The sequence below is a fragment of the Asticcacaulis sp. genome (assembly GCF_051954415.1).
Lineage (GTDB): Bacteria > Pseudomonadota > Alphaproteobacteria > Caulobacterales > Caulobacteraceae > Asticcacaulis.
The window spans coordinates 96938-112945 of record NZ_JBQCHT010000045.1; the positions used below are offsets into that span (position 1 = coordinate 96938).

The 16008-nt window shown below is 54.2% G+C and carries 11 protein-coding genes; 6 read left to right on the plus strand and 5 right to left on the minus strand.

The features are described from left to right. Positions 1-52 precede the first annotated feature (52 nt). The 3 genes from ACTHND_RS17355 to ACTHND_RS17365 all read left to right on the plus strand — a co-directional run bounded on the left by ACTHND_RS17355 (position 53) and on the right by ACTHND_RS17365 (position 3461). Positions 53-1129 (plus strand): helix-turn-helix transcriptional regulator, encoded by a 1077-nt coding sequence (locus tag ACTHND_RS17355; RefSeq protein ID WP_440179225.1) that lies wholly within the window; start codon positions 53-55, stop codon positions 1127-1129. Positions 1130-1310: 181 nt separating this feature from the next. After that, positions 1311-1910 carry a class I SAM-dependent methyltransferase gene (locus ACTHND_RS17360; RefSeq protein ID WP_440179226.1) on the plus strand — a complete coding sequence of 200 codons (600 nt, stop codon included), beginning with the start codon at positions 1311-1313 and terminating at the stop codon, positions 1908-1910. A 252-nt stretch (positions 1911-2162) separates the two neighbouring features. Then, positions 2163-3461 (plus strand): ISNCY family transposase, encoded by a 1299-nt coding sequence (locus tag ACTHND_RS17365; RefSeq protein ID WP_440179227.1) that lies wholly within the window; start codon positions 2163-2165, stop codon positions 3459-3461. Positions 3462-3609: 148 nt separating this feature from the next. On the opposite strand, the gene ACTHND_RS17370 is transcribed toward ACTHND_RS17365, so the two are convergent. The 5 genes from ACTHND_RS17370 to ACTHND_RS17390 all read right to left on the minus strand — a co-directional run bounded on the left by ACTHND_RS17370 (position 3610) and on the right by ACTHND_RS17390 (position 14419). Beyond that, entirely contained in the window at positions 3610-5016 is a 1407-nt protein-coding gene (locus ACTHND_RS17370; RefSeq protein WP_440179228.1) for a hypothetical protein, read from the minus strand. Beyond that, positions 5013-9341 (minus strand): NACHT domain-containing protein, encoded by a 4329-nt coding sequence (locus ACTHND_RS17375; protein ID WP_440179229.1) that lies wholly within the window; start codon positions 9339-9341, stop codon positions 5013-5015. Before ACTHND_RS17375 ends, ACTHND_RS17370 begins: the two co-directional genes overlap by 4 nt. A 1648-nt stretch (positions 9342-10989) precedes the next feature. Beyond that, positions 10990-12753: a P-loop NTPase fold protein gene (locus tag ACTHND_RS17380; protein ID WP_440179230.1), complete on the minus strand. Its 1764-nt coding sequence runs from the start codon at positions 12751-12753 to the stop codon at positions 10990-10992. Positions 12754-12797: 44 nt separating this feature from the next. Further along, the gene (locus tag ACTHND_RS17385) at positions 12798-13775 is read right to left on the minus strand and encodes a 3'-5' exonuclease (RefSeq protein ID WP_440179231.1); all 978 of its coding nucleotides are present in this window, start codon (positions 13773-13775) and stop codon (positions 12798-12800) included. Between the two features lie 83 nt (positions 13776-13858). After that, a complete protein-coding gene (locus tag ACTHND_RS17390) occupies positions 13859-14419 on the minus strand; it encodes a hypothetical protein (protein WP_440179232.1) in 561 nt (186 codons plus the stop codon). Between the two features lie 108 nt (positions 14420-14527). Here ACTHND_RS17390 and ACTHND_RS17395 point away from each other — a divergent pair, with 108 nt between their 5' ends. The 3 genes from ACTHND_RS17395 (at position 14528) to ACTHND_RS17405 (ending at position 15978) form a co-directional block, all read left to right on the plus strand. Then, positions 14528-14887 (plus strand): hypothetical protein, encoded by a 360-nt coding sequence (locus ACTHND_RS17395; protein WP_440179233.1) that lies wholly within the window; start codon positions 14528-14530, stop codon positions 14885-14887. A 129-nt stretch (positions 14888-15016) separates the two neighbouring features. Further along, positions 15017-15661 (plus strand): GntR family transcriptional regulator, encoded by a 645-nt coding sequence (locus ACTHND_RS17400; protein WP_440179234.1) that lies wholly within the window; start codon positions 15017-15019, stop codon positions 15659-15661. Positions 15662-15843: 182 nt separating this feature from the next. Next, entirely contained in the window at positions 15844-15978 is a 135-nt protein-coding gene (locus tag ACTHND_RS17405) for a benenodin family lasso peptide (RefSeq protein WP_440179235.1), read from the plus strand. The last annotated feature ends 30 nt before the right edge of the window (positions 15979-16008 follow it).

Consider the following 16008-nt stretch of genomic DNA (forward strand, 5'->3'; position numbering starts at 1 on the left):
TCGCATAACGGTATTTTTGTAATTTGGATGAGTAGGCTTGGATTTAAGGCGTTTGGACACGGCAAAAAATGCGCTCGCAAACGTAGCGTTCGCGCCGGACCAATGGGAGAATACTCTAAGGGAGGTGGCGGCGGCCTGCGGCACGGGCCGGGCGCAGCTTGTGGCATTTGGCGGCCCGAATTTCATACCGTTCAACCGGACAAACGATATAGATCCGGCGTTCATAACGGATTTCCCCCATATCGACGGCGGGAGCCCCGAGGTCAACTGGCGCGTGGCCTGTGCCGGCGCCCCGTTCGAGTTGGCGCGGGAGGTTGATTATGCCGAGGCTCGTAAATGCATCCGGCGCGGCGTTTATGACGATTTCGTCAGCCAGTTTGATCTGCCCTATGGCTGCCAATGCGTGCTCACGCAGAAACCCGGCCTGATGATAGGGATGGCGGTCCTGCGTCAACAGGCTGACGGCTGGAGTTCCTCGAAAGATTGTGACACTTTCCTGGCCCTGGCGCCCCATGTGCTTGAGGCGGTCCGCACACAACTGGCGATCGGCGAGGAAGCGAGCCACCTGCTGTCAAACTCGCTGGAGGCGATGCAGGCGGCGGCGCTCGTTCTCGATGGTTTTGGTCACATTCGATCCGTCACCCCGACCGCCGATCTCATGCTGCGCAAAGGCGACGTGGTGCGGGCGTTTGGTGAGAGGCTGAGCGCGGCGCGTACTTCATCCGACCTGTTCCTGCAAAAGGCCATCGCTGATATCCTCTCCGAACACGCTGTTTCGGCGCGACTTGTTTTGCAGGGGGAGGAGATGATGGAAGTTGCCTGCCATCTGATCGCTTATCCGCGCCGCGAGCATGAATTCGGTTTTGCGCCGCGTATACTGGTTCTGTTGAAACAACCCGAACGCCTTGGCGCCTCCCATGCCGAGGATCTCGTGCGCATGTTCGGCCTCACCGTATCCGAAGCCCACGTTGCCATCGCCGCAGCAAATGGCCTGTCCCGAGAGCAAATCGCAAAGACGCGCAACAAATCGGGCGGGACCGTCAATGCACAGTTTAAATCCATATTTCGCAAGATGGACGTCAGCCGGGAGGCCGAACTGGTGTCGCTTATTAATCGAATTTTGCGTTAGATATGTGAGGAATAGGCGCTACGTTCCGACTTCCGCTTCGGGGCGCGCAGCAGCCAACAGCAGAATTTGCATGTCCGAATGTGACAAAGGCTTTCGAACTTTCCGATTGACCGAAGAGTAATGTTTTCCCAATGTTCAAACAGACTCCCCGACCTTAGTGGAGAGGAAAGTGACGTAACACATGGCGATTGATCATTCTCAGGGTTGGGACAACATCGCCGAGCAGTTCATAGCGGCGCGCTCCAATATAGGTGCTGAGACGGTGCTGGCTTGGGCACGAGATACCATATCACCCGGCGCCGCCATCATCGATGTGGGTTGTGGATCGGGGGTGCCGATTTCTAAAGTTCTCATAGATGGTGGGTTTAAAGTCCTAGGCATCGATGCATCGCCTAATTTGGTCGCAGCATTTGCTAATCGGTTTCCCACCGCTAAGGTAGCATGCGAGCCGGCACAACAGAGCGACTTCTTCAACCGAAAGTTTGAAGCGTGCGTCTCCATTGGCCTGACTTTCCTGTTGAATGAAGACGATCAGCGAGAGGTAATTCGTCGAATTGGCGCAACGCTAAAACAAGGGGGGCGCTTTTTGTTCACCGCGCCGTATGAGCAATGCGAATGGCGAGACGTATTAACGGGGCGAGATTCGAGATCACTGGGTTTTGACACTTATGAGCGACTTCTCTTAGACGCGGGACTGAGTCTAATTGGTTGTCACGTCGACGAGGGGCAGAACAATTATTATGATGCCATCAAGCCTCTGTCAGTGTGTGATTTTACGTAGGCCCAAATAGCAGGATGGTCTCGACGCATTTTTCGTGGAGGTGGATGTCACTGACGGTCGAAACGTCGCGACAGCCGGCGGGATGACTACAACCGTCTGGATGGCCGCATTCGAAATAATTCGGAGAACTAATTTCCCATAAGATATATTATGCGATAAAGTGATGTAGCCGCAAAATGCAAATGTCAGTGCCACGCAAATTAGACGTGTCAGTCTCCCCTGGTCGGATTTGGCCATGTGGAGGCAGAAGCCATGCGGGTGCTGACTATGAGCGATTCGGAGCTGGACAAGCTGGAGATCATACGCGACGTCGATCTTAACCGGATGCCGGCGCGCGCCGCGGCTGTCGTGCTTGGGATAAGCGAGCGACAGGTTTGGCGGTTGTTGAAGCGCTATAGGCTGCAAGGCGCCGGTGGCTTGATTTCACTGAAGCGCGGCCAGCCGAGCAATCGCAAGACGCCATACGATGTCCGGTTGGCTGTCATGGCTGTTGTCAGGTCCAACTATGCAGATTTCGGACCGACATTCGCAGCTGAGAAGTTACATGAACTGCATGATCTGAGCGTGTCGCGTGAGACGCTGCGGGCCTGGATGATCGAGGACGGTCTATGGCAGACGCGTAAGAAGCGCCGTGGCCGGGTTCATCAGCCGCGATATCGTCGTGACTGTGTCGGTGAGTTGATCCAGATCGATGGCTCGGATCACCGCTGGTTCGAGGGCCGCGGTCCGAAGTGCACCCTGCTCGTCTTCATCGACGACGCCACCAGCCGCTTGATGCATCTGCAGTTCGTTCAGACGGAATCGACCTTCGCTTATTACAAGGCGACCCGCACATACCTGGAGACTTTCGGCAAGCCGATCGCGTTCTATAGCGACAAGCATGCGGTGTTCCGCGTCAACAAGCCTGGCGGCGCCAATACGGACGGCCTGACGCAGTTTGGCCGCGCGCTGAGCGATCTGAACATCGAGATCATCTGCGCCAATTCCAGCCAGGCCAAGGGCCGCGTTGAGCGCGCCAACCGGTCGCTGCAGGATCGCCTGGTTAAGGAACTGAGGCTCGCCGGTGTCAGTTCCATGGTCGACGGCAACGCTTTCCTGCCAAGCTTTATTGCTGACTACAATGCCCGCTTCGCCAAGCTTCCTGCCAACCCAAAGGACCTGCACAGAGCCATGACCGATCGCGATAATCTCGACGACACCTTCACCTGGCGTGTGGATCGCACGCTATCCCAGGCGTTGACACTTCAATACGACAAGGTGCTTTTCATCCTGGAGCCGACCGAAGCGGCACAAGCTGCCATTGGCAAGCGCGTCACTGTCTACGATTATCCCGACGGTCGACTTGTGATCCGCTATGAAGATCAGGACCTGCCTTATCGTACCTTCGATAAAATCAGGCAGGTCAAACAAACCAACGTTGTCGAGAACAAAAGGCTTGGCAGTCTCTTGGATCTGATCAAGCAAAGCCAGGAGGCGAGCCCGCCCCCTACGCGCACCGATAAAGCGCCCAGGCGCCGGGACCAATCCGGCCATATGTTTAACGTCGGCTAAGCGGGCGGATCGGCGCTGCGCTCGCTTGAAAAGCTGCGCGCCTCCCCCGCCCGACTGACATCTCTGTTTGGCTAAAACCGCGACATTTCTAACCGGCCTAGACAAGTGATGTAGCCGCCGAGAATTGTCAATTTTCGTGAGCCCTCTGTCAAATAGCGTCCAGCCAGAAGGTTTCGACGCGGGTCTCGAATTCGCCGAATTCCTTTGTCTTGCGTCCGACCTGAACCCAGGCGGCACGCCGCAAAGTGACGCCAGTTCGACTAAGGAAGTTATCCAATTTCGTCTTGTCGATATCGGTCACTCGCCCGATACGGCTATTCAATTTCGAGTTTTTCGTCGGGGCCCAATTGGTGTTCCAAATTTTTGTACTGGAAACGCCCCTCCCCTGGCTCTGCAAAGTTAGGGAGTCGCGACTGACTGTCACGGAAACGGGATCCGTAAATACGTCTGGAGAGGCGACACATAAGCCGGACACATAAATATCAAGATGCCAACGCGCAAAATGCGGTGGGAACAGGGTAATTGCTAATGGGGATATGGAAGGCCATTCCGGTGTCATTGTCTGTTCTAATATCCCGGCGAAATCCAGTTGCTCTTTAGGCATTCTCTGCCAAGAAACCGTAAGGCCTGTTTCGTCGGTGGCCGGCCGTTCAGGCCACAGCCCCCTGCCGGCGACGAGCGCGATCTCGAGTTCGATGAAGTCGCTGCCTGTGAAATTGACACCCCGTAACGCCAAGAGGCTTCTTTCGCCAGTAAGCTCGTTCGATGCCCTGTTCCAAGCCTCGGACGCAGTGGACTCAAATTTGGCGGCGTCGACGACCAGGTCGTGTGACCAGCTTGGACGCTCTTGATATTCTAGTTTCGCCAGACCCCTTAAGCCTGCCAGCGCCCCGGCGGCCAAACTTTCGGCCGTCGTTTGTGTCAGTCGCCAATGCGTTGTCGCAAAGGCGAGTGTCCGCAGGAACGCGGACAGGTAAACGTCCCTTTGGCGCAGGTCGAACAAACCGGAGCCATCATGATCGTGCCAGCTGAACCAATATGGTTGTGAGGAGAGTACCTCATCGTGTTGCACCTGTAGCCAACACCATTCGTGCTCCCAACGATCTAGGTACGGTCGTCCTGTCGTTGCCTGTAATGACGTGAAGTCCTCCTTGAAAGCCAGTGGAAGGACTTGCCCCTGATGCTTCCAGAAATAAGCGACGACATGCGCCGTAACCGGTGCATTTTCTTCTGGCGCAAAAGCGTAGTCGTCAGGGCCGTCTTTTGAGAAGCAGCGTCGGAATAGCAAGGAGGAAAGATGGGAAGGCGCTTTAATCGCGCTAGCGACCAAGTCGGAATCAAAGAAGGTCTCTAGTTCAAACGCGTCGATCAGTGACAGGCCAGTGGCAACCTCGGTCTCCAATCGGCATTGAGACATCCATTGAACTATCGCGGAAACAACCTTGGCGTCCCCTGCTCGAACGAGACCTGCCAGGCAGCGTGCAGCCTCCCAGCGAACGCCCTCGACTGGCCACGATAGGCGTTGAAGCAAGACAGTTATTTCAGGCGAAGTCATGAGGCCCACTCCAGCTTAGGCAGCGGTTGCACAGCCGTTTCTGCACGAAGTGTCTCGACGAGTGCCATGGTACATGCCACTGCATCTTCAACCTGGCCAACCTTGATCAAGAAATAGACGAGACGACTTTGGCCCAAAGCGAACGATGCCCCCTCGTGGCGAATGCGAGTAAGCCGCGCGGTGTCCTTGATAAAGTCTCGCCAGCGCTTCTTGTAGTACTTGGCGACAAGATCCAGCCTGTCTGTCGCCGTCTCGCCGCGGCTCATGAACAACTGCCAACCGTAATTGTGGCGGTGCGCAAGGACGAGCCATTTGTATCCCGCTGAGCGCCCTTGGTAGGTTACCGCGATTTCGAACGCTCGGTCGTATAGCGCCGACAAATCCGGGTGCTTTTCCTCCGATACGGCGACCTCATATAGACTGGCCAACACCTCTGCGGCCTGGCCAACGGAGGTCCAATGCTCAAACCAGTTTTCAACAAGCCCACGCCTCGCCTCCCACGGCAGCGCCGCGACGGCGTCCAGGAAGGATTTAAGTTCATGAGGTCCGTAAGCCGTTATGGCAAGACTTGGCGATGTGACGACACCCCTCTCCTTCGAGGAGACGTGTTCCCTTTCTTCATCTTGCGCGGTGCGCCCGCAATAGAGCATTACGGATTTTAAGGCTTCATTTGCCTCAAGATCGCCCTCCTGAGCGTTCTTTTCCAACCAGTTAAATTCCGTGGGTTGAATGAAGGTCTGGAGCAAGTGCGCCCGCCTAGGTCCCGCTGGCAACCATCGCGCTAAATCCAGAAGAAGCGAATCCGCGTACCGCCACTCTTCCTTGTTGATCAAGTACCCATATGCCAGGCTGGCTCGCTCCACATCCACCCGCGCTAGGAGCGAATAGAAATCCGTCTTGATATGATCAGTTTCATCTCCATCGGTATATTCGGTAATTTGATCGAAGATGGGCGCAAGGGAAACGAGGACTTTTACAATGTCGAATACATCCAGGTCATGAAGGTATTCAAGGCTGGTCAGGACTTCTGATGCGAACATATCCTTGCGCCAACCGTAACCTAATATGCCACCGATTGCCTGGCCCAAGAAGTCCGCGACGGCGACGTGGAGACCGTGTTGCGCCGCGAACTGGCTTAGCTTTACACACAGATCCGTTCGATCAGAAAACTGCTTTACATACTTGGCAAGATCCTTTGATAGCTGGTCCAAGACCCGTGTTGCCGCATCCGCCGTGTGCAATATCAAGCCTCTGGAAACAAATTTTTCCACCCAAGTCTCCGCAACCCAAAGCGGCGAGGCTGAAGCCGTGTCGATATCCTCGGCTACTATGAAATGCTCAGGGTCTAACGCATGACCCAATAGCTGCAAATCTATGGAAATGGCGGTGATCGCGTTTCGCAGATGCCCAAACAGAATAAAAGTATCATGACCTCCCTCAGGGGTGGTTGTCGCCTCCAAGCCAAAATACAGCGCAGCCATCGTCGGCTTTTCTCCTGCATCGCGCCAAGCAACCGCTATCGCCGTAGCCATTTCATGCAAGTTTTTGAGTGGCTCGATCAGCCAGCCATGTTCTCCAGGCTTCAAGCCGTCCAAGGACAAAGGCGATTCAATGCCAATGAGCTCGGAATAAAACGTTCTAAAAAATAGATCGCTTAGAAGGCTGTGGATCTGCACTCCAGCGTCGGTATAGTCAAACCGTCCAAAAAGTAGATTGTAATCAGGCACTTCTAGTAAAACCGGCGGAGTATTTCCCATCATCGCCGAAAGGGCATAAAGGCGTAGGTCGTTCGTTTTGAGCTCGGGCTTGGGCGTTCCAAAAGGGTCTCTTGCCTCTAGGCAAAATGCCGCGAATAGCTCGTCGGCGAATTCCGGCTCGATAGCGAATGAGGCAACGTCGATGACCTTCGCTGGTTCGTCCATTCGGATGGCTTCACGTGCATAGAGCGTAAAGGGTTTTTTCGACACTCCAAATTCGCCGAAGAAACCCGCCAGTTTTTCCAGGTCAAGCGTGGCAAGATGTGCAACGAGCGCCGCAATATCATCGCTAAGTTCCTCGCGGGGAGAGCGCCCACGCAGCCTCGCCAAACGTAGGCGTTCGTTGACCTGGTCCACGGCTGCTCTTGCTAAAAATGCACGTTCCGTGTCTTGCACCTTCCGCAGAACAGTCACCATTTCCCAAGGCTCGAGATCAACCAAAGAGCTACGCAAGGCTGTTGTCACGTGGGAGTCGGTTGAGATTTCCAACGCTGCCGCGTGGAAAGCCTGCCAGTCCGAAACTTGCATTTCCGCGCCGTTTTCCAACCGAATTCGCAACAATCGAAGCGTCAGGGCACGCGGAAGGTCGAAGGCCGCAAACACCGCCTCGGCCGCCGCATCCAAGATTTCCACGATCTGGTCCAGGGGATATGCTGCCGACATCGCTTCTATCACCCAGCTGCGGTCGGGTTTCAAACGCAAGTCGCTGTCATCGCCCAATTGGGCTTTTGTCAACCAAAGCCAAGCCCATTTCCAGAACGTCGGCGCGTCCCCTTCCAACCATGCGACGACATTCGCTCCTTCTAGTTCAAGGGCTTTTTCGCTACCGGGCTGCTCCCTGATAAACGCGAATAGACTGCCGTGAAACGGATAGACCCCAAGTTCACGATGATCGAGCAAATGGTCAATCCTGGCCAGTGCCTCATGGTCCTCTGGCGTACGCCCTAGGCATTGACGTAGTCCCGACGGCGGGAAGGCAAATTTCAAGGTGGCCAGGATGTGAAGGATCTCCTGGGCCCGCCGCCCTATTCCGCTCCAGAGGCCCGAGTAATATATGCGGATGTCGCCATCTGGACACGGTGGAATCGATTCAACCATTTCAACGGTCAATGGCGCGCCACGCCTGCTCAGGCTTTCAAAGGCATAGATGAGATGCAGCGGCAAGCCATCGGATATGCCGTGAAACGCCGATGCGACCCGGCGTAAAGTCCTTACGCGGTTAGCCTTGGGTTCAACATGGAGTTGAAGACGACCAGCTTGATCCTGTTCCTGCAACCACTGCAGTACTACCTCGGCCGACATCAATGGTAGTTCGGTCCATTTTTCACGTGAGGCTAATTGCAGCAGACGCGGGGGGATATATTCATCGGGTACCGGCTGTGTTCCCACGGCCAATGTCACGCCCGGCGGAAGAGGCAAGATCTCCGAAAAGATCTGGTTCATATGGGCGGTTGATCGATTTTCACGCCAGACATGGTCAATGCCATCGATGACGATTAACAAGCGTAGGCCTGAGCCTTTAACTGCCTTTGCTGCTGCTGCGATTGCGCCACTCAGGTCAGCGTCGGGTATGCCAGCATTGGGCAGCTGGGAACGCAGCTGGCTGCAGAGAGAATTCGTAATATCGTTCGCGTGAAATCGGCCCGCCGTACGGTCCGTGAGACTCAAGAAGTAGTGGTGCCGAATACAGACTGTACGATTGGCCGATAACTGCCGCACGCAATGGCTCAGATATGTGCTTTTGCCCCTTCCTGGTGGCCCCACCAAAACCTTGATGCCGTCCAGCCCGAGTGCATTAACAAAACCGGCATGAAAAGCCTCGCTTGGCGGCTGATAGCCAGAAGGAATAATGAAATCCTGTGGGATTGGGCGAGGTCGGCTTGGTGAAAGCGCCTGCCTAAGATGGCTGTGGCGAACCTTTCCGTCAGGCTCAGGGCTGTTTTTCAGGGTCGCCCATGTAGCGACCAGTTCGCGAAAATTCGCCCATGTTGAGCCATCAATGTCAAAGGCGACGTCCGCCCGCAACCGTTCTTCAAGGTCTTCCAGTATTGGCAGGGAATGATGGAAATCAAATGCGGCGAAGAATGCCCGAGCTACACTCTCGCCGCCTACCTGGTCCTCGATAAGCTGCCGAACCTGGGCCGATACTTTATCGTAGCTTATCCTTGTCCCTACCAAGGCGTCCCGGAATGCGGCCTCGGGAATACGGTCCGTTTTAAGACTCGCGGATGCCAGGGTGCCCGAAGTCACATGCCTTTGCAATGTGCCACTCCACTTCTGGATCAAAGAGCGGCCGCGGATCGTTTTCGCTAATAACCACTCCCACGAAAGTGCGACTTTAGCCGCTTGGGGATCTGGTGTGAACTTTACTTGAAGGAGTTCAAGGCTGCCGTCTGCGCGACAGGCTACGACGTCGTCGATAGACGCGTATACACTATCCTCGGCATCCAACTGTACCCACTGGTAAAGGTGCCGGTCGCGGAAAAAAGCGATCAGGACTTCAATCGCCATCAGATCCTGATAGTAGAAAGCTGCCCGCAAGACCCCGGGCTTCTTGTATTTGCGCATGTAACCGGACGCAATTGTCGCGTTAGGTGGCATTAATCTTCGACGCCCATTTTTCTTAAAATTCGCTCTACCGTATATGGTTCCGGTTGGTCGTCATTTGTCCAAGCTTGAATATCTGCCCGCACTCGCACTTGACCTCAGTCTCGTCGGGATAACGCGAATATCGGTGTTCGTGGAGCCCCTTAGGATATTCATCAACCATGAACCCCGTATCCCTCATGTAAGGATGATCATCCGTTGACGTCTTTGCAATGCCGCCTGTCCCACAACTGGGGCACTTCATGATCATTGTGCCACGGTCACGTGCCGCCATGGTGGAATCTCCCATCGTTGTCCTAAGCTGGACACTCGCCGGAAGAAATGCAATCAAAACTTGCAGCGCGCGGACAAGGATTCACACGGATAAATTGGTTTTGAAATTTCTCAGCGCGCAAATATAGTGTAAACTATTGATCTTGATGCACTTTAATCTTGGCACTTCAATCCGCGATGGGGGAGCTCTCATTGCGGGCGAAGATCATGACGCGTGTGGAGGTCGTGTAGGGCGTGCTGGCTCAGACTTGGGTCGAAGCGGGCGCCGCCCTCCCCTTGGGCATTTATTTAGCAAATCTCCTCGGTAACCGTACCCGTTGGCTCCACCCGTTGTGCACCACAGTTGTCCTGGCGATGTACACCATCACGGACTAACGCCTTGGCTTCGTCGTACAGCCGGCTGAACTGAACCACATCCCAAGCATTCCGATCGACACTCTGCCGCTGGCTGCTTATGGTCTTGCCGGCAGCGTCCCTCACCGGCACGTCCACCTCAACCGGCTGCCTGCCACTTGAATGCTACGGCCACCATCTGTCCGAGCTGTGCTCCAGATTCCTTTAGAGCTCGAGGCAGGTCGACACCCCATACTTCGAGAGATCCCCCCGTATCGTCTTGAAAGGTGACGAAGTGGCTCAACTTCTAGATTTATAAAATCATTCTTATCGCGCCAGAAATCTTGTCCTAATTGGACAGACCCTGCTGGCGGAGGAAGTTCAGCAGTTTGATCTTTTGGGGCACTGACTTCGTCACGTCGATAGTAGGTTGCGGGTTTGTTCGCTCTATCAGATAGGCTGTTTCGCGTAGATGCTCAGCACACCTTTCGAGACGCGCGTCAGGATCTACATTTGAGAAACCCGTCCGCGCCGCTTGTTCGTGAAGGCGTGCCATGTACCTGACGGCGTAAGGCAGATGCGATTTCAAATTGGTGGACGCCAAGACCCTGCCCCGAATGCGACTCAGATCGTTAGCATATCATCTTGGTTAACAGATCGATAACGCAATCGATCCGGCGCACTCCAATATCCGTGGACATCTTGTGACATCGGTACGCGCTTCCAACGATAGGACGAGGACAGAATGCGGGATGACTAGCGCAAGTCCGAATTTTAGCCTCAAGCTGGAACATTGTTTCCACGCAATCTGTCGATGAACCACCGACCGGCCCATGCGTGGGTACCCGGCACGAGAGTTTCGGAGGGTGAGGCCCTCATCTGTTGCGCCCTACCTGCACTTGGCGAGGCGAAGAAACTTGTTTTAGAGCTGTAGGAAGCGCGCTTTGATCTGACCGTCCTAATTTAAGCAATGAGCGGGTTACGGAACCTTGGCTACAAACAATCAAGGAGTCTGTCGTGGAATGGCTCTGCGAAGTCGAAGCGCCTCGAACCCACCAAGTTTGTTCGCTTCGTCCTCCATAAGGTCCTTGAGATCTCTGTACCAGGCAAATTCAGCATCGAGACCAATGTGCCTAATTGCCCCTTCTTCTCTTTGGCGAAGGGCCGTTGAGATATGGTGCCAGTTCGACTTTGGAGATTTCATCCACGTCGCGAAGAAATCCTTGACTGGGATCAGGTGTAGCACTGGCCTAAAGGCGTACTTCCCCTTCCCTCTCACGGTCGTATTCAGATCGTGATAAAGCGCTTCACCGTCTTTTTCGAGGGTGCTGAGAATATCTTTGACCATATCCGGGTACAGAACCGCCGCCGCTTGGCTGCGTGCTTCGTTTAGCGCGTCGAAGAGCTCGATAAAGTGCGGCTCAGTCGCAGTCGTGATCCAATATCCGTAGCCAGAATAGCCGTGGGTGAACCCTCTGTCCCAGTCCCAGTCGTTTGGTCGTGGCAGCAAGTGACCGCTCGCTAAGACGCCGGCAATATAAGCTTTGCACTCTTCCTTAGCCTTCTCGATGGTTTTGTCCGTCACGCCGTTTTCCGCCATCATCAGCTTGAGGGCAAAGACGTGAAGAATTTCACCTGGGTGCGTATAGTAGAAGTCTGAAAATGCCTTGTCCATGTCAGCTTGTGCGGCGGCAACCACAAAGTCTTCCAACTGATCGAACTTGAGGACTTTTATCCACGCCGGCAAGTCGGCAGGCGCGGCAAAGTGTACACTGTTGTCCAGAGCCTTACTGATACTCTTCTGGCTGAACACGCCCTTGATGAACATCTCGACGAGAAGGTCGTCGTTGAGCAGTTCACTTGAGATATCGATGGTTTCGTATTTCCGCTTGGCCAGCACGAACGGTGGAACCGGTGGGTTGTTGGTTGCCGTCCCGTGCCGGTATACGACTTGCCGGCGATCCCTGAGATCGGCTTCTGTGAGACCGTTGCGACATTCGATATCGATGGCTACGAAAAGCTCGACCAGTTCGGAAATCGCCTGCGGTTTCGCGAGGTATTTCGTGCCCAAAACATCGAACAGTCGCCCGGTATCTTCGACCACATGCTTCAGGATGCGAAGCGATTGTGTCTTCGATTGCCCAAAGGCATTCAGGATTGCCTCTTTGTTGTCCTTTAAAAATTTCTTTCGAGCCGACGATTTTTGCTGTTCGCAAAATGCAGTAAATGCATCTGCTATCTGTGGCTCGATCTGGATCGTCTGGCCAAACAGCTTTTCCTTCGCTTCGATAAATTCTGCGGCCAGTTTCTCATCGTGCGCAAGAACTATCACCCGGCAACCGTAGTGCTCGACATATTGGTTGATCACGCCAAGCGTATCCTTGATATCAAGCGAACAGCGCTCCAGATCGTCGAAAATTATCGTCTTCGTATTATCTGTCCGTGTCTTGATGAGGCTATTTATCATGCCACCGGCTGCCCCGGTCATCTTCCACGGACCCGGCGCCGCATTGCCAACATCAGAGCCCGCCTTGAGCAGTTTTTTGAGCTTCGAGAGATTGGGATCCATTGATACGGCGACTTCGGCGTGAACTTCATCCGTCGTCTGCAGCCCAAACAAGCTGATATAGTGGCGTTGAGACTCCGTGAGGAGGTTTTTGACCTGGAAAGTCTTTCCAATCCCCCAAGCACCCGTTACCAAAACCGCATAGCCCGGCGCGTTGCACGTCTGGTAGTAGGCAAGATAATCGCGTAGATGTTCGTTCATCTCGTTCCCATCATATCCTTGGAATGGTTTCGCAATCTGGATGACTACCTTTTGAACCGCGAAACCGCGGTCAGGTGTTTTGTCGTGAGGGTGAAGTCAGATCGGCCATAGATTTCAGCTTCGAGATAGGCTTTCTCTGTCTCGAGCATTCCGGCATCGACCTCCGTCCACCAGGCTTTCGGCTGCTGGTCTTCACCGCTTGACCACTTGTACCCGCGGGCCTTCAACACATCCTTTTTGTCGAACGGGCTGTATTCTGCCCAAACGCGAACACGTTCCAAGCGAGAGGATTCTAGCAGCTCTGCAAATGGGGCTCTCTCTCCGCCCTTCGGTTGTCGCAACACCTCCAGCAGGGCGAAACAGTCGTCGACTGCGCGATGCCCGTCATGGAAAAGGCCGGATTGATTCATCAAGTATCCAAGTTTGGTCCCTTCAAAGCCTCTTGCTCGCCAGTCGATCTCATTATTGGAGCAGGCCCACGCCTTGTCAGCAAACAAAGGGTTCAGCCGTTCACAGAACGGCCGATCGAAGGCCGCATTATGGGCAATTATCAAATCTGCCGGCGCGAGGAAGGCTTCTAGCTCAGACATGGGAATCGACTGGCCCCTGACCATCTCGTCCATGATCCCAGTGAGACGGGTGATCTCCGGAGGGATGGGCTTGGAGGGCGCCTGAAAGGCGCCAAACACGCCGATAATGTCTCCTACCCTACCGTCATCGCTGTACTGGAACGCGACCGCGCCAAGTTCGATTACTTCATCCTCGGCCTGCTTCAATCCCGTGGTTTCCGTGTCGACAACGACACCAATCCGGCCAAAGCCTGGTGCCAATTGGTTGGCGGGGGCCGGCTTTGCTAATCTGCGGAGAATACGATAGTCGCCAGTGGCCTCGAGGGCGTCAGCCATCTCCACGTGGGTGAGCATGGTCACATCGACGGCGGCGATTGCGCTCGTCGGCCGGCGTCTGGACTTTTCCTTTGGCACCGTCTCGCCAGTACCGAACATATCAAGTTGTGCGTTCATTTGATTCCTAAATTCCAGCCTACCAGATTGGAAGGAGACGTGCGAGTTCAGACCTCCATCCTTCGACGGCTGTATTTGACGCCCTATCGAAACAGCCAATTTATGATCACCGCGCAGATGCGCAACTGTTCCAGTGCACGGTGTGGCTCGAACAGTGCAAATGAGCCATGTGCCAAGGTGTTGCGAATTCCAGGCAGTGTTTTGGCCAAGGTTTTGACATATCGATTTCCGCCCCGAGCTACAAAACCCGGTACATCACGAAAGGCGTCGTCTGATAGCCAGTTCTTATCGATGGCCATCTTCATCAGGTCACTTAGCATCTGCGCCTTGTAATGACCGCTTTGCTTTGCCTTCTCCCGCAACGCGTATTCGAGGCTTTGCAAAGCTTGGCCATTGGCTACGACACCAAAGCGATAGACGAAATAGGTGTAGAGATATAGGTTTTTCGCGACCTCGAAGCTTACGCATACCTCTTCAGGAACAGTCTCGTTGAGTGTCACAGCGCTGATCGAAGCGTGATGCTCAATGAGATTGATTTCAAGCTGTTGGCCGACCGCATGATCGAAGTATGACAGGGTCGCCTGTGTGCGAACATCAACTTCAAAAATCTCTGAAATTGATTTCAGTTTATTCAAATCGTGCATTTAGCCTCTAGCCTACCCATGAAATCTCATATTCAATTTATCGTTGAAGATTTGTCGCGCAAGATTGATGAGGCCATTTAATCGTGGCATCCTGATTGCCGGCCGTACGTGCAGAAAATCGTCAACTATCGTCACATGAACTCAAAGTCCGACGACCATGGAATGCTGCCATTCGACCTGGATCCGACTGTCCTGGCGACCGAAGCCCTGTTCCTTGATATCGCCCAAGACAGTGATGCCTCGCTGAGGGAGGCCGTCATGGTGATCAATCAACGCCGGCGCGTGCTCCGGGCGTATGAGGCGGCTGTCATTCCCAACAGGGAAGAAGAATTGAGTGAACTCAAGGCGTGCTGGGCCGCCCGCGATATATCGCGTCTGAAGGTGCTCATTCTCCAGTATTATCGAAGGCGCCAAGAATTGGCACCTATGATGGTCAAACTGATGAACCGATCCGGCATCACGCAATGACGGACCTTTGAAGGTATCTCTATTGCACGCTATAGGCGAAGAGCTTACTAATATTGGTCTGTGTTTGCTCGGAGGGTCGAACGAAGAGCACGCTCGGAAACGAGTTTCTCTCTTTCGAAGCCAGAAGCGATGCCAGACAACCCATCCCTTATTGAAGACATCTATACCGGGCTGAAGGATGACCTGCTGTCAGGTTCCCGTTTGCCGGGCGAGCGCATTGATATCGCCGATATCCTCAGGCGGTTCCCTGCCAGTAAAACACCAATCCTTTTGGCTCTCAACCGGCTGGTTGGAGAAGGCATTATCGAATCCAGGCCGCACGATGGCTATTATATCCCACGGATGACAACGGACTCGCTTCGCGAACTTTACCAATGCGATATCCAGATACTGACGCTTATTCTGGACAATGTGATCGCGTCGCCTACGCCGCCGCTAGCCCTGTCAGAGGTTGCGCTATCCGAGCATGACAGTGTCGCGGACACCGAGACACTGTTCTTGGCGATCGCAAGCCTAAGTGGCAATCGTGAGTTTGTAAAAATAGTCGACGGACTAAACTTTCGGCTTCGACCCTTGCGACGCCTTAAAGCCAGCACCGGGTTCAATGTGCCAGCCGAACTATTGCCATTCAAAGACGCTTGGCGCGCCGGTGATTTTCCTCAGCTCAAGAGCCTGGTTTCGGCCTATCACGACAGGCGCATTGCACACATTCCCGAATTTATCGCCCTCGCCTACACGGCCCCGATAACGCGATTTGCGCCAAAACAGGGCTAGCATACCAAGGCAGGCTGCAATGGTCGCAAGATACTCCGGAAATTATCAGAAAATATTCTATTTATCTTGTTGATAACATTCGGATTATCGCGAAAGTATCCAGTCTAAAATTCTCCTGGCAGTTGATATGGTCGACGCGCTGCGATGGTCGCGGCATTTTCACCACTCCACAGGAGGATACCATGGATAAGACCGAAACCCACGAAGACCTGATCGACCTGGGCGCTGCCAGCGTCGAGACGCAAGGCGTCTTTAACATCAATCCGGACGCCGACCAAACCCAGCGCCTGAACAAGTCTTCGATGTTCCAAGACTGAGCGGCGCCCGGCCAGGCGCGCCAGCGCGCC